This window comes from Natronobacterium gregoryi SP2, assembly GCF_000230715.2.
GTDB classification, from domain to species: Archaea; Halobacteriota; Halobacteria; order Halobacteriales; family Natrialbaceae; genus Natronobacterium; species Natronobacterium gregoryi.
In genome coordinates, this window is sequence record NC_019792.1 from 1,189,728 (window position 1) to 1,205,227 (window position 15,500).

Here is a 15,500-nt window from a genome sequence, read left to right on the forward strand (position 1 = left end):
TCAGTGTAGGCTTGGCCCGCCACTAGTGCTTTGGCAAGCCTGAACGGATGAGTGAAACCGAATGCGGTTGTCTGGTTTCACTTATCAGTCGACGCTTGGCGGGGTACTAGTACCGCCCCAACCGTCGGCTGACTAGTTGAGAGTTGGCCCAAACCGATCACGATTCTCGATCAGAAGTGGAGTGCACTAGCCAGAGTAGACTTGGGACGGTACTAGTGGCGGGCCAAGCCTGCACTGATGAGTCGAACCCGGCCACGTGGGCCGGTTCGACTCGTCGGTCGACGGTTGGGACAGTACTAGTGACGGTCACTCCTGTACTGCTGGTCGACTCCGGTCGTGTCGGCTGGTTCGACTCGGCAGTCTACGGGTGACACGGCGGCCACAGGTTCCACGGACTGTACACGCTCGCCGATCGGTGGCGGGGAAGACGGACGGCGCGAAAACGATCGTTCGGATCTGAAACCCACTCAGATTCCTTCGTTGCCGTCGATAGAACGCTCTCGAGGCGTAACGGGAGAGTCGAAACGGGTCGTTTAAGTGGCTCCGACGGATAGCGACTTCCATGGCAAACGGCAAATACGCCGCGCGCAAGCTCAAGAAGGACCGCCAGAATCAGCGGTGGTCCGACTCTGACTACGCGCGCCGCGCCCGTGGGCTTCGCGAGAAGTCCGACCCGCTCGAGGGCGCACCACAGGGTCGAGGTATCGTACTCGAGAAAGTCGGCATCGAAGCAAAGCAGCCCAACTCGGCGATTCGGAAATGTGTCCGGGTCCAGCTGATCAAAAACGGGAAGCAGGTCACCGCGTTCTGTCCCGGTGACGGTGCGATCAGCTTCATCGACGAACACGACGAAGTGACCATCGCCGGTATCGGTGGGGCGAAGGGTCGTGCGATGGGCGACCTCTCCGGTGTCAACTACAAGGTCGACAAGGTCAACGGCGTCGCACTGAAGGAACTCGTTCGCGGAAACGCGGAGAAACCGGTTCGATAACTATGTCGGCAGAAGACCAGCCGGACCCGGACGCCCCTGCGGGCGGTGCGGACGTTTCGGCAAAGCTTTTCGGAACCTGGGAGCTAGACGAGATCGAGTACGAAGATCCCTCGACCGAGCGATACATCACGGTGACGCCGGTCGCACACACTGCTGGCCGACACGCCAGCAAGCAGTTCAAGAAATCCCAGATCTCGATCGTCGAGCGCTTTATCAACCGTCTGATGCAGACTGACGAGAACACGGGCAAAAAGCAAAAGACGCTCAACTACGTCCGTGACGCCTTCGAGATCATCCACGAACGGACCGAAGAAAACCCCATTCAGGTGCTCGTGACCGCCGTCGAGAACGCCGCACCACGGGAAGAGACTGTCCGTCTGAAATACGGCGGTATCTCCGTCCCGAAGGCGGTCGACGTCGCTCCACAGCGTCGCGTCGACCAGGCACTGAAGTTCCTGGCCGAAGGCGTACACAACGACTCGTTCAAGACGACGACTCCCATCGAGGAAGCGGTCGCAAGCCAGCTTATCGGCGCAGCCAACTACGACGTTCAGACGTACGCAGTCAGCCAAAAAGAAGAGAAAGAACGCGTCGCGGCAGCAGCCCGATAACGACGGCTACTCTCCCGTCTCGCAGCCGCTATCTCTCGCGTTTCGACGACTGGGACAGTCGTCCCGTCGGTTTCGCTCTCGGGCGGTCCGGTTTCGATACGTGACTCGAGCCGACGGCCTGACCGATCGGCAGCAGACCGAGCCGTGTAAACGTGTTTTACGTTTGGTCTCTCTCGATCACGACAGACACACGGTCGAGTAAACGATAGCCGAGTTCCCACCCCCACCATTCTTGTACGTTCGTCATCATAATCGGTCTATGAATTTGCTACGTGGGTCGACGGCGGCCGCACTCAGGTTCGCGATACTGTCAGCCTGCGTCGCGGCAGTCGTCGTCGGCGCTGGCGTGCTCGCCGGGCTCCCGGGACTGCTCGGCGGTGGAGCGTTGATCGTGGTCACAGGCACCGTGCTCGGCTACTGGATCAGCGGGCAAATCGCCGGGACGATCGAGCGGGTCCAGTCCGAATCGACGGCGGGCGATACCGACGCAGTCGACGTCGACTTCGACGCGATGACCGACGTGGAAGACGTCGGCGACGCCATCGAGGCGACGCTGCGTGAAAATCGCAGACTCCGAAGCCGAATCGGGACGGTCGAGGACGACCTCGAGCGCCTCGAGGCACGCAACGAGCGTATCGAATCGCAGGCGGCCGAACTCGAGGAGGCGATGCGGCTGTGTGCGGCCGGCCGACTCGCCCACCGGATCGAGCCCGACGAGGACGCGCCGGTGTCGGTCGCCGAGGAGTTCAACGCGATGATGGACGAACTCGAGGGGACGATCCGCCACCTGAAGGACTTCGTGACGCTCGTGGTCACCTCGAGCGACGAGCTCATGGCCGGCACCGGCGAAGTGACGGCGGCGAGTACGGAGATCAGCGACGACATCCAAGAGATCGCCGACGGTGCGTCGGTCCAGTCCGAGCGTCTCGCGTCGGCCACCGCCGAGACCGACGAGCTCTCGGCGAACATCGAGGAGATTGCGAGTCGGTCCGAACGGGTCGCGACGATTTCGGCAGAGACGGCCAAGACGGGACGAAAAGGAAAGGAAGCGGCACAGACGGCGATCGACGGCATCGAAGAGATCGGCACTGGATCGACGGAAGCGGTGGAGGCGATCGAAACCCTGCACGAGGACGTGAAGGCGATCGACGAACTGGTCGAGATGATCTCCGAGATCGCCTGGCAGACGAACATGCTCGCGGTGAACGCGAACATCGAGGCGTCACGAGGCGAATCCAAAGACGGCGACGAGGAGGGGTTCGCCGTCGTCGCCTCGGAGATCAAAGAACTCGCGAGCGAGGTCCAGTCGGCGGCCGAAGAGATCGAAACCCGACTCGAGCGGATTCAAGCGCGGACCGAAACGGCGACCGAGGCGGTCACCGAGACCGAGGAGCTCATCGCGGCCCACACCGACTCGGTCGAGAACGCGCTGTCTGCACTCGAGGAGATCGCCGAGTACGCCGAGCAGACCAACGACGGCGTCCAAGAGATCTCGGCGGCAGCCGACCAGCAGGCCGAATCGACCCAGCAGGTCGTCGCACTAGTCGACGAGACGGCGACGATCAGCGACCGTACCTCTACACTCGCCGAGAACGTGGCGGCGTCGGCCGAGGAACAGACGACTGCACTCTCGAGTGTCTCCGATAGCGCGGCTGAACTGGCGGAAAGCGCAACGTGGCTCCGTGATACGCTCGATATGTACAAGGCACGCCAGGATGTGCCGGGCCAGGAGCGTGCGCCGGCGGTAGTGACCGAGGGCGACTCGAGTGTGAGTGTGGCCGCAAACGAGAACGCAAACGCGAACACGAACGAAAACGAGAACGCGACCACCGGCGATGGTCGATCGCCGTCGACGCTCCCAGAAGACGGCGTCGACGGGGGAGCGGCGTCGGTGACGGACGCGACGGGTCCGCCGTCGGAGACGGCCGACGGCACGACTTTCGAGTTCAATGATCTCGAGTCGGCCGATGGCACTGCAGGCGCGACCGACGATCTGCCGACACAGTTCGGCAGCGGCGTCGCCGTCGGAGACGACGGGTTCGAGGTCGGCAAAGCGGCTGCGGCCCGGGCAGCCGACGGCCTCGAGACCGACGGACGCGTCGACTTCGGGCAAGTGTTTTGTTCACCGGAGTACGACTACGAAGCGGTACTCGCCGGCATTCGATCGGTCGTCGGCGACGAAGCCAACCTGATCGGGTCCTCGTCGTCGGGCGAGTTCACCGAAGAGACCAGTACTGAGGGGAGTGTCACCGTTGCACTCGTTGCGAGCGATACGATCCGTTTTTTCAGCGGAATCGGGACCGACCTTTCGGACGGCGTTGCAAGCGCGGTAAACGAGGCTCTCGAGTCGCTTCCGGCTTCGGTGGCGGGGTATCCACACCGGTCGGCGATCGTGCTCCACGACGGGCTGGCAGGTGTCGGCGACCAAGTCGCAGTGGCGACCCAGCGAAATCTCGGTCACGACACGAGTTTCGTCGGGGGGTCTGCGGGCGACGATCTGGCGATGGAAGCGACCCACGTGTTCCACGACGGAAGGATCGAAACTGACGCAGTCGTCGTCGGCTTGCTGGCGTCGAAAACACCCGTCACGATCAGCGTCGATCACGGTCACTCGCCCATCTCGGAGCCGCTGACGGTAACACAATCCGAAGGCGGACGTGTCCTCGAATTCGACGGCGAACCCGCCTTCGAGGCCTGGCGGGAAGTCGTCGAGCCCTATCTCGAGGAGCGTGGCCGCGCGGTCGACTTCGACGCGCTCGAGGACGGGAGCCTCGAGCTGTTGGGCCTGTTAACCGAGTTCGAGTTCGGCATCGAGGAAGGGCGAGGTGCGAGCGACGACGGGTACAAGATCCGCTGGCCGGGTCTGTCACTGACGACCGAAGGATACCTCGACTTCCCAGTCGGCGTCCCTGAGGGAACCGAACTGCGCGTGATGCACAGTCCGAAACCCGACCAGATCGAGTCGGCAAGAGACACTGCACGCGATGCCGTCGAGAATACCGGTTCGGAGGCGGTCGCCGGCGGCTTCGTCTACGACTGTGCCTGTAGATCGATCATCCTCGAGGACGAGTTCGGCGAGGCGGTCGACGTGATGGCCGACGAACTCGAGGTTCCGTTTACTGGGATCGAAACCTACGGTGAACTCTGCATGGAGCGGGGGCAGTTGAGCGGATTCCACAACACGACGTCGGTCGTGATGTTGCTTCCTGAGTGATAGCCCGCTTCGTCTTCAGTCCGCTGCGCGACCTCCGCCGGCGACGTACTCGCGGGTCGCGCCGACCAGCACCTGCCGGTAATCGCTCGAGTTGGGATCTCTCGCTAGCTCCCGGAACCGGCGGTTGAATCCTTCGAAGTCGACGCCGGGCGCGTCCATCGCGGCTACGTGAGCGAGGTCGTACAGGCGGTGATCGTCGTCGACCAGGTCGTGTCGTTCCGCGAGCGCGAGCGCGAAGGCCGCGTTGACGGCCGTAATCTCGGGGTCGGCAGTCGGGGAGAGACGGCGAAAGGCAGGCCTCGAGATGGGGTCCGGACGGTCCGCGACTGCCGCTGCGAGGCTGGACTCGAGATAGGCAAGCAGTTTCTCGCCGGAGTCGACCGAGAGGGTGATGTCGTCTGCGTAGATGTCTTTCATGTGGTTGGCGATCTGGTGGCAGTGAGCGAGTTTGCGCCGCTCGACGCTCTTGCCGGCCAGCGCCAGGAAGAGGACCTCGTCGGTCGACTGGGTGTGAGACGGATGTTCCTGTTCGTACCTGGCCATGTGAGCGAATTCGTGGAGGGCGAGCTCTCGAGCCATCGCGCTCGAGGCGGCCTGTCTGGAGATGTTGAGGACGTGACGGTCCTCGTAGTGGCCGGCCCAGGTACGCTCGTCCGGGTCGTCTCGTAACTGGACGTACACCGGCAAGGAGAGATCGTGCTCGGTCTCGAAGCGGTCACGAGCGCCGAGAAACGGGGACGTGGGGCCAGGGCCCTGGACGCGTATATCCATGCTGATAACTACCAAGGGCGGAGATGGTATGTCTCTTACGCCCGCTTTCGCGAGCCGCGAGAACGAATTGTACCGTGATACGGTTTACTGTAGTCAGTGATACGGACTGCTGTCCGATGTCCCAGCGCGACCGCGAGCCCGTCTTCGGTTGCGGCGGAACTGACGTACAGCAAACCGTATGACGGCCGACCGCCGACCGCGTTCTGTCGATCGACGGTTGGGACGGTACTAGTACTATCCCAAGTGTGGACCGACTAGTTGAGAGTTGGCCCAAACCGATCACGACTTTCGATCAGGAGTAGAGTGTACTAGTCAGAGTAGACTTGGGGCACTATTAGTTACAGCAATCCGTACTCGTGGTCCGGTCGACGCCCGATTGACGGCTCCCGTCGTCGAGACGGGGCCTCGAGGCCACGTCTCCGTAACTGAGAGGGAGACTCCGAGCTGGGGGAGTCGTTGGACGAGACGGGAGGCCGACCGCGCTCGGGAACGGTCAAATCGAGGGGTCCAGCTGCAGCGGCGAGTTGTCTCGTGAGTGGCGTGGCTGTTGCGTGGTATTAACTCACGTAAACTAGATATTCTGGACCGTAAGCGGGGGGAGCGGTCAAATTCCGACGCCGACGAAACACTACCCTTTTGACCCCGCTAGCGGTATGGAGGTGTATATGGGCCGACGCAAGAAGATCGTCCAAGAGTGTGAACGGCTGATGGACGAACCGGAGAACATCCGGAACATCGCCATCGCCGCTCACGTCGATCACGGAAAAACGACACTCTCCGACAATCTGCTGGCTGGCGCGGGCATGATCTCCGACGAGACTGCCGGCGAACAGCTCGCGATGGACACGGAGGAAGACGAGCAAGAGCGTGGGATCACCATCGACGCGGCGAACGTCTCGATGACCCACGAGTACGAGGGCACCAATCACCTTATCAACCTCATCGACACGCCGGGCCACGTCGACTTCGGTGGCGACGTGACGCGTGCGATGCGTGCCGTCGACGGCGCGCTGGTGGTCGTCGACGCCGTCGAGGGCGCGATGCCCCAGACCGAGACCGTCCTGCGCCAGGCGCTGCGTGAAGGCGTCAAGCCGACCCTGTTCATCAACAAGGTCGACCGCCTGATCTCCGAACTGCAGGAGGGTCCCGAGGAGATGCAACAGCGTCTCGTCTCGGTCATCAACGACGTCAACGAACTCATCCGCGGGATGACCCAGGACATGGACGACATCGACGACTGGACCGTCTCCGTCGAGGACGGTACCGTCGGATTCGGTAGTGCGCTGTACAAGTGGGGTGTCTCTATGCCCTCCATGCAGCGTACCGGGATGGACTTCGGCGACATCATGGAACTCGAGCGCAACGACAAGCGTCAGGAACTCCACGAGCGGACGCCGCTGTCGGACGTCGTGCTCGACATGGTCTGTGAGCACTTCCCGAACCCGGTCGACGCACAGCCCCGACGTATCCCGCGCATCTGGCGTGGTGACGACGAGACCGAACTCGCCGAAGGCATGCGTCTCGTCGACGAGGACGGCAATGTCGTCTTCATGGTCACCGACATCGCGATGGACCCCCACGCCGGCGAGGTTGCCTCCGGCCGCGTCTTCTCGGGCACCCTCGAGAAGGGCCAGGAGTTGTACGTCTCCGGAACCGCAGGCAAGAACCGCGTCCAGTCTGTCGGGATCTACATGGGCGGTGAACGCGAGGAAGTCGAGCACGTTCCCGCGGGGAACATCGCCGCCGTCACCGGTCTCAAGGACGCTATCGCAGGTTCGACGGTCTCGAGCGTCGAGATGACGCCGTTCGAATCGATCGAGCACATCTCCGAGCCTGTCATTACGAAGTCCGTCGAGGCCCAGACCATGGACGACCTGCCGAAGCTGATCGAGACGCTACGGCAGGTCTCCAAGGAAGACCCAACGATCCAGATTACCATTAACGAGGACACCGGCGAGCACCTGATCTCGGGCCAGGGTGAACTCCACCTCGAAGTCATCACCCAGCGTATCGAGAAGAACCAGGGCATCCCCGTGAATACGGGTGAGCCGATCGTCGTCTACCGCGAGCAGCCCCAGGGAGCGAGTGCGGAGGTCGAGGGTATCTCTCCGAACCGCCACAACCGCTTCTACATCACGATCGAGCCGATGACGAACGAACTCGTCGACACGATCAAGCTCGGCGAGGCGTCGATGGACATGCCCGAGCAGGAGCGCCGTGAAGCCCTGCAGGACGCTGGCATGGACAAGGACACGTCCCAGAACGTCGAGCACATCCACGGGACGAACATCCTCATCGACGACACGAAGGGTATCCAGCACCTAAACGAGACGATGGAACTCGTGATCGAAGGGCTCGAGGACGCCCTGAACAACGGCCCACTCGCGAACGAGCCGGTCCAGGGGACACTCATCCGCCTGCACGACGCCCGACTCCACGAGGACACCATCCACCGCGGTCCGGCACAGGTCATCCCTGCAGTCCGAAACGCCGTCCACAACGCGCTGATCGACGGCAAAATCAAGATGCTCGAGCCGATGCAGGATGTCCGTATTGACGTGCCAAACGACCATATGGGTGCCGCCTCGGGCGAGATTCAGGGTCGTCGTGGCCGCGTCGACGATATGTACCAAGAAGGCGATCTCATGGTCGTCGAAGGGATCGCTCCGGTCGGCGAGATGATCGGTTTCGCCTCGGACATCCGGAGTGCGACCGAGGGTCGTGCCTCCTGGAACACGGAGAACGCCGGTTTCGAAGTCATGTCCGACTCACTCCAGCGCGAGAAGATCATGGAGATCCGCGAGCGCAAGGGCATGAAGCTCGAACTGCCAGAACACATCGACTACATCTAGTGCTTTGGCAAGCCTGAACGGATGAGTGAAACCGAATGCGGTCGTCTGGGTTCACGCAGCAGTCGACGCTTGGCGGAGTACTAGTGGCGGGCCAAGCCTGAACTGAGGGGTCGAATCCGGCGGTGTCGCTCGATTCGACCCGTCAGTTGATGGTTTGTCCGCTACGAGTCCCAGTTTTTTACTCGGTCGTCTCTCCTTTCGTCGTGATCCGATCGTCGACTGTAGAGTCGACGCCAGTGGCGTGGTTGTCGGTCAACTCTGGGCGCTGCTAGGCGTCCGTCACGAGATAAAGTCCCGTCCGTCGGCAAGACCGTCGCAGTTGGAACCAGGTTCCGAAACTCGAGATGGGGCCGCATGCGACGCAAGAACACCGTCGACTCCGACGGCAGCGACCCAGCTCGAGCCGGCAGTCATACGGAATGCTGTACCGATGTATCGGTTCGACCGCAGGGAGCTCGCGGTCGCGCCGGAACTGACTGATACGGATTGCTGTAACTAGTTACCGCCGATCGCCGACCCCGTTCTGGCGATCGGCGGTAAGTGAATACAGCAAACCGTATGACAGCACACCGTCCCAGAGATCGACGGCCGAGAGTAGACGACGGCTCTCGAGTTGCTAATTTCCGTTCCACTCGTCGACTGACGAGCCAAACCGGCCTACACGGACAGTTCGGCCCAACAGTGCAGGCTTGGGCTGTCTCTCGGATAGACGCGTCTCGTGGGGAGTAATAAACTGGTGGACGGAAACTGCGAGTACCCCTACCCGGCAGTCCACCGTTCTATCGAATCAGTTATCTGCATGTGGGATATGCTTTGTGGGGCTCTGGTGAATCGCATGACTGCATAGACTTCGACCGTCAGAACTAGGGAGTTGAAGCGGGAAACGGCGGATGCTCTATGTCCAAAATTTCCCGCTTCACTGGGAAGGTCGTGACGTTGGCTAAAAGTGCTGTTGGTGGCCGAGGCGAATCCGCCGCCCCGCAGGGTGGCGGCGGATTCGCCGACTACGCCGTCGTTTCGCTGCACTGTCTGCGGATTTACTTGGAGAAATCCTACCGGGAAGCACTTGACCTGTTGAGCGAGATGCCACAAATACTGGCGGAGATCGGCCTTGAGGAGGCCGATCTCCCTGATCACTCTACGCTAGTGAAAGCATTTGATAGGATCAAGATGGCAGTCTGGCGAGTGCTGCTGCGCCTGTCGGCGCAGCTGCACGAGCCATCTGGCCATGCGGCGATGGATGCGACGTTTTTCGACCGCGAAAACGCGAGCAAACACTACTGCCGACGGACGAATTACCGCGTTCAGACGCTCAAAACAACGGCTCTGGTCGATACTGAGTCACAAGCTATCCTCGACGTTCACTGCACAACCAAGAAACGTCACGACACGCAGATCGGCTGGCAACTCGCCCGCCGCAACGCTGGCGAGTTGCACAGCCTCGCCGCCGACAAAGGCTACGACTGGCAACGGTTCCGTGATAAACTCCGGGAAGAGGACGTAAGACCGCTGATCAAGCATCGAGAGTTCCGTCCCATCGATCACGCGCATAACGCGCGGATCGATGGGACTCTCTACGGCCAGAGAGCGTTGTCTGAGACCGTCTTCTCGGTGATCAAGCGCACGCTCGGCGACGCCGTGCGTGCGCGAAGCTGGTATCGTGAGTTCCGTGAAATCGTCCTAATGTGTGCCGTATACAACATCAAGCGTACCGTCAACTAGCGAAATCAAGCGCCGTATGGCGATTCACCACGGCCCTTTGTGGGGGCGACCCCGCCCCCAGTCACGTGTCGACGTGACACTCTCATGCGGTTTGTGTCGGTCAGTTCCGGCGTGACCGAAGGCGGGCTCGCGGTCGCGCCGGGACATCGGGACAGCAGTTCGTATCACTGGGGCTGGGTCGATGCGACCCACGATGTCAGACTCGAGGAACCACCAGTGGTGGTCGGTCCCAGAGTGAGGATGCCAGTCGCTTCGAGTGTCCGACCGCGCGACGTTGGAGACAGTAGTGTGAGGGGTGGGCTCTAGCTGTCTTCGGGAACCACTCGTCGTCGGGCCCGAAGCCGGTGTCGAACGTGCTGGTGTCGTCTTCGTCCCACTATGGCCTGCAAAAGCAAACGTTTGCAGATCGAGTGCTGTCAAAACTGTCAGATCAGAATCCAAAGTCGTTCCTGATAAAAAGACACCCCATTATTCGGCACAATATCGATGGGGCGTTCGGACCGACTAGGAACGGATGAGCGAGTACCACAACGTCTTGCAGTCAGGAACGATCGGTAACGTCGACGTCCGAAATCGGTTAGTAATGCCGCCGATGGGGACGAACTTCGCGGACGAAACTGGAGCTGTCACCGATCAGATGCTGGACTATTATGCGGACCGTGCAAGCGGTGGCGCAGGACTGGTGATGGTCGAAGTCGCCGCAGTCGAGTATCCTCACGGGAAGGCAATCACACGACAGTTACGCATCGACGACGACGAGTTCGTCTCTGGCCTCTCTCGGCTAGCGGATCGAATTCGAGCCCACGGCGCGGCGGGATTCATTCAGCTCCATCACGCCGGACGACAAACGACCACCGAAGAGACGGAGGGCCATCAGCCGGTCTCCGCATCGGCGGTTACCGACGAGTTCCTCGGGACGGAGCCACGGCCACTCGACACAGAGGAAGTCGAAGCACTCGTCGAACGGTTCGCCGAGGCAGCCGACCGTGCACAGCGTGCGGGGTTCGATGGTGTCGAACTACACGCCGCACACGGGTACCTGGTCGGCCAATTCATGTCGAGTCGAACCAATCGACGGACCGACAGATACGGTGGCGATCTCGAGGACAGGATGCGGTTCCCCCTCGAGATCGTCGACGCGATCCGAACACGTGTCGGCGACGAGTTCGGCCTCAGCGTCCGCATCAGTGCCGACGAGTTCGTCGAGGAGGGGAACGATCTGGAAGACGGCAAACGGGCTGCGAAGTCGTTCGAGGACGCTGGAGTCGACGTCGTCAACGTGAGTTCGGGCACCTACGAGTCGATGCCGCAGTTGCTCGAGCCGATGGAGTACGAGGAGGCCTGGCGGACACACCTCGCGAGCGAAATCGGTGCCGTCGTCGACGTTCCCACGATTGCTGTCGGTGTGATCAGACACCCCGACACGATGAACGACGTTCTCACCGACGAGAACATCGACTTCGTGGCGGTCGGACGCGGCCACATCGCCGATCCAGAGATCGGTCGAAAGATCGCCGACGGTCGGGCCGAGGCGATCGTCCCCTGTATCAGTTGCAACGTCGGCTGTCTCGACGACGGGATCTTCGCCAGCAACCAAGTCAGTTGCACGGTAAATCCCGAAGCAGGTCGGGAAGCCGAATTCGACGCAGAGCCACGCATCCGGGAGCAAAAAGACGTTCTCGTCGTCGGTGCTGGCCCTGCCGGCGTCGAGGCAGCGACGCGTGCAACAGCCCGCGGTCACGATGTGACACTGGCCGAACAAACCGACGACCTCGGTGGACAGCTCACACTTGCCGCGGCAACGCCAGGGAAAGAGAAGATCGACTGGTTGTGCAACCACCTCGAGACGAAACTCGATGCAGCGCCGGTCGACGTACAGTTCGGGGCGCGGATAACTGTCGACGACGTACGGGAGGCTGCTCCGGATGTCGTCGTAGTGGCGACCGGCGCACGCCCGCTGGTCCCCGCCATCGAGGGTATCGACCGGGAGCACGTCTGTCACACGTGGGATCTGCTCGCGGACGAAACCACCGTCGAGGGCGACACTGTCGTCGTGATCGGCGCTGGAAAAACCGGCTGTGAAACTGCAGAACAGCTCGCAGCAAACGGACACACGGTCTCCGTCCTCGAAATGCGTGAGGAGGGCGCGCCGGGAGTGGAACGAGCCTCCCAGGCCGACGCCAGCGATCGATTCGCCGACGACGATCGGATCACGATCCACACCGACCGGCGAGTGACAGAGATTGCGCCAGAGCAGGTAATCACCGACGGCGGGAAGACGTTCGACGCCGACACTGTCGTGCTTGCGACCGGCAGCGAACCCAACGACGAACTCGTCGACGAGCTAACCGACCTGGATCTAGACATCTACGTGGCTGGCGACGCCAAGAGTCCAAACGGTATCCACACCGCTATTCACGACGGCTGTGAGATCGGTCGGTCGATCGGAGCACGCGAGCCGACAGTAAGTCCGAAACAGTGAGTCGACTGGAATCGTCACCTGTGAGCGAGCGTGAGTTGCGCTCCGCCAGACGGCCATCCGGCGGCTGCTGTGTCGGTCGAACGACGAGTGCCGTGAGCCACCACGAGAGCGAGAACGGAACAGAAGCGTGACGAACTATTACTCGCGTTCGCCCGCACCCAGTGCGCTCTCGCCGACCTTCTCGTGGCCCTCGATGACATCCTGGCCGTCCATGTACGGGCGCAGCGCCTCGGGGATCGTCACCGTTCCGTCCTCGTTCTGGTAGTACTCGAGGATAGCGACCATCACTCGCGGAAGCGCCAGACCCGAGGCGTTCAGCGTGTGGAGGTATTCGGCACTCTCGTGGCGCTCGGGCCGGTAGCGAAGGCCGGCACGTCGAGCCTGGAAGTCCTCGAAGTTCGACGCCGACGAGACCTCGAGCCAGCGACCGCCGCGGTCGGGGCCGTCCTCCATGTCGTCGCCGGGTGCCCAGACTTCGATGTCGTAGGTTTTGGCGCTGGCGAACGTGAGATCGCCGGTACAGAGTTCGAGAATGCGATACGGTAACCCGAGCCGACGGAGGACTTCTTCGGCCTCGTCGAGCAGTTCCTCGAGTCGGTCGTAGCTGTCCTCGGGTTCGACGAAGTTGACGAGTTCGACCTTGTTGAACTGGTGGACGCGGACGATGCCGCGGGTTTCGGTGCCGTGTTCGCCTGCCTCGCGCCGGAAGTTCGGTGTGTAGGCCTGGTGTTTCAGTGGGAGGTCGTCCTGGAGGAGGATGTCGTCGGCGTACATGTTGGTGACGGGAACCTCCGCGGTCGGACAGAGCCAGAGGTCGTCGTCTTCGTACTCCTCGTCGTTGCTCCCGCCGAGTCGGTACGCGTCGTCGGCGAATTTGGGGAGTTGGCCGGTGCCACGCATCGACTCGCTTTTGACGGGTACCGGTGGAAAGAGATCGATATAGCCCTGTTCGCGGTGAACGTCCAGCATGAACTGGACCAGGGCGTGCTCTAAGCGCGCGCCGTCACCCTTGAGGAAGTAAAAGCCCGACCCGGTCGTTTTAGCGCCGCGGGCCTCGTCGATGATGTCCAGTTCCTCGCCGAGGTCGTAGTGAGGTGTCACCTCCTCGGGTAGGTCGCGCAGGGCGTCGAACCCCCAGCGTCGGTCCTCGACGTTGTGTCGCTCGTCGACGCCGAGTGGGACGCTCTCGTGGGGAATCTGTGGCATCTCGAGCATTCGTTGCTCGAGTTCGGTCTGGAGTTCGGCGGCTTCGGTCTCGACGTCGTGAATCTCTGCTTTCAGCTCCTTCGATTTCTCGATGGCCTCGTCTTTTTCGTCCTGTTTCCCCTCCGAGACGAGTGTACCGATCCGTTCGGTAATCTCGTTTCGGTCGTGGCGCAGTTCGTCGCCGCGGGCTTTCAGCTCCCGCCACCGCTCGTCGAGTTCGAGAATCTCGTCGAAGTCGACGTCGGCACCCCGGTCGTCGAGGGCGTCGCGGACCTCGTCGGGGTTCTCTCGTAGATACGTCCGGTCGAGCATTAGGGATTGATTCAAGGCGGCCGTCCAAAACCGTATCGGAAGTCAGTGCTACCGAGCGGCAAACGTTTTTTGGGTCGGCAAAGAGTTTCTAGGTATGGATCCGCTCGAGGGTGAAGCGTCGGTATCGATCGAGTACGAGCCAGTCAACGTCAAAGACGTGCTCGTCGAGATGAAAGACACGGCGGAGCTGTTGATAGATCTCTCTTATTCTGCCGTGTTGCACTCGAGCGAGGAGATCGCCCGAGAGGTGCTGCGTCTCGAAGAGCGAATGGACGTCCTCGAGATGCGGGCACGGATGGGGCTGATGATGGCCGTCCGAAATCCGGACGACGCCGAGCAGCTCGCACCCGTCCTCGGTATCGTCGCTGCCGCGGACGACGTCAGCGACGCCGCCGGCGACATCGCCAAGATCGTACTCGAAGATATCGGTCTTCCCGAGGCAATGCGGGCGGCGCTTCCCGAGGCCGTCGAGACGCTCGTCCGTGGCGTCGTCGATCCCGACTCGGCGTACGTCGATCGAACGCTCGCGGCGATCGACCTCGAGTCCGAGACCGGCGTCCGCGTGATTGCGCTTCGCCGTGGGGACGAGTGGTTGCTCAATCCCGGTCCCGAGACGGCGATCAGGGCCGACGATGTCGCACTCTTGCGTGGCCCGGACGTCGCGATCGGCGACGTCTGCGAGACGATGACCGGGACGACCGACGAGCCGCCCGTCACCGACACGCCCGGCGTGGAAGATCTCGAGCGGGCAGTCGACACCATCGTCCACATGAAGAACCTCTCGGAGCTCGCGGTCGATCTGGCCTACAGCGCCGTCCTCTTCGACAGCGAGCCGCTGGCGGAGGAGGTTCGGAATCTGGAGGTCGAGGTCGACGCCCTCGAGTCGCGGTTCGAGGCGTGGACGCTCCGGGCGGCCGCAGACGCCCCCGATCCGATCGCGCTCCGTGGACTGATCCACCTGGGTAGCGCCACCGAGGTCATCAGCGACGCTGCGATCGACATCAGCGAGGGCGTCCTCCGAGAGATCGACGTCCATCCAGTCGTCCAGTTGGCCGTCGAAGAGAGCGACGAGATCATCACTCGCGTCGAGGTCGACCCCAGCAGCGACCTCGACGGAACCGCGATCGTCGGCGGCGTCCCCAATACCGAGTCGACGATGTCCGTAATCGCCATCAGACGACCGGGCGATGGCTGGTTGCTGGTTGGCGACGCCGACGCCGAAATTCGGGGCGACGACGTCCTCATCTCGAAGGGGACGCGAACGGCCGCGGCGGCGTTCGAGGAGTTAGCAGCGAGCTAGCTCCGATGTATCGACCGACGAACCGAAAGAGAGGCTCAC

At 62.0% G+C, this 15,500-nt stretch carries 9 protein-coding genes; 7 read left to right on the plus strand and 2 right to left on the minus strand.

The features are described from left to right. Window positions 1–562: 562 nt before the first annotated feature. The 3 genes from NATGR_RS05840 to NATGR_RS05850 all read left to right on the plus strand — a co-directional run bounded on the left by NATGR_RS05840 (window position 563) and on the right by NATGR_RS05850 (window position 4,816). A complete protein-coding gene (locus NATGR_RS05840) occupies window positions 563–991 on the plus strand; it encodes a 30S ribosomal protein S12 (RefSeq protein ID WP_005580585.1) in 429 nt (142 codons plus the stop codon). A gap of 2 nt (window positions 992–993) precedes the next feature. After that, on the plus strand, window positions 994–1,602 hold the full coding sequence (locus NATGR_RS05845; RefSeq protein ID WP_005580582.1) for a 30S ribosomal protein S7: 609 nt from the start codon (window positions 994–996) through the stop codon (window positions 1,600–1,602). Between the two features lie 259 nt (window positions 1,603–1,861). Then, entirely contained in the window at window positions 1,862–4,816 is a 2,955-nt protein-coding gene (locus NATGR_RS05850) for an FIST N-terminal domain-containing protein (RefSeq protein WP_005580581.1), read from the plus strand. Between the two features lie 15 nt (window positions 4,817–4,831). Here the strand turns inward: NATGR_RS05850 and NATGR_RS05855 are convergent, their stop codons facing one another. Beyond that, window positions 4,832–5,587, minus strand: a complete 756-nt coding sequence (locus NATGR_RS05855) for a DUF5781 family protein (RefSeq protein WP_005580580.1) — start codon at window positions 5,585–5,587, stop codon at window positions 4,832–4,834. A 665-nt stretch (window positions 5,588–6,252) separates the two neighbouring features. On the opposite strand from NATGR_RS05855, the gene NATGR_RS05860 reads away from it, so the two are divergent. The 3 genes from NATGR_RS05860 to NATGR_RS05870 all read left to right on the plus strand — a co-directional run bounded on the left by NATGR_RS05860 (window position 6,253) and on the right by NATGR_RS05870 (window position 12,643). Beyond that, window positions 6,253–8,439, plus strand: a complete 2,187-nt coding sequence (locus NATGR_RS05860) for an elongation factor EF-2 (protein ID WP_005580579.1) — start codon at window positions 6,253–6,255, stop codon at window positions 8,437–8,439. 897 nt (window positions 8,440–9,336) lie between these two features. Beyond that, entirely contained in the window at window positions 9,337–10,161 is an 825-nt protein-coding gene (locus tag NATGR_RS05865; protein WP_015233383.1) for an IS5-like element ISNagr1 family transposase, read from the plus strand. A gap of 514 nt (window positions 10,162–10,675) precedes the next feature. Next, on the plus strand, window positions 10,676–12,643 hold the full coding sequence (locus NATGR_RS05870) for an oxidoreductase (protein WP_015233384.1): 1,968 nt from the start codon (window positions 10,676–10,678) through the stop codon (window positions 12,641–12,643). A 138-nt stretch (window positions 12,644–12,781) separates the two neighbouring features. Here NATGR_RS05870 and serS read toward each other — a convergent pair whose 3' ends face one another. Continuing rightward, window positions 12,782–14,161 carry a serine--tRNA ligase gene (gene serS, locus NATGR_RS05875; RefSeq protein WP_005575372.1) on the minus strand — a complete coding sequence of 460 codons (1,380 nt, stop codon included), beginning with the start codon at window positions 14,159–14,161 and terminating at the stop codon, window positions 12,782–12,784. Window positions 14,162–14,255: 94 nt separating this feature from the next. On the opposite strand from serS, the gene NATGR_RS05880 reads away from it, so the two are divergent. Beyond that, window positions 14,256–15,461 carry a potassium channel family protein gene (locus NATGR_RS05880; RefSeq protein ID WP_015233385.1) on the plus strand — a complete coding sequence of 402 codons (1,206 nt, stop codon included), beginning with the start codon at window positions 14,256–14,258 and terminating at the stop codon, window positions 15,459–15,461. The last annotated feature ends 39 nt before the right edge of the window (window positions 15,462–15,500 follow it).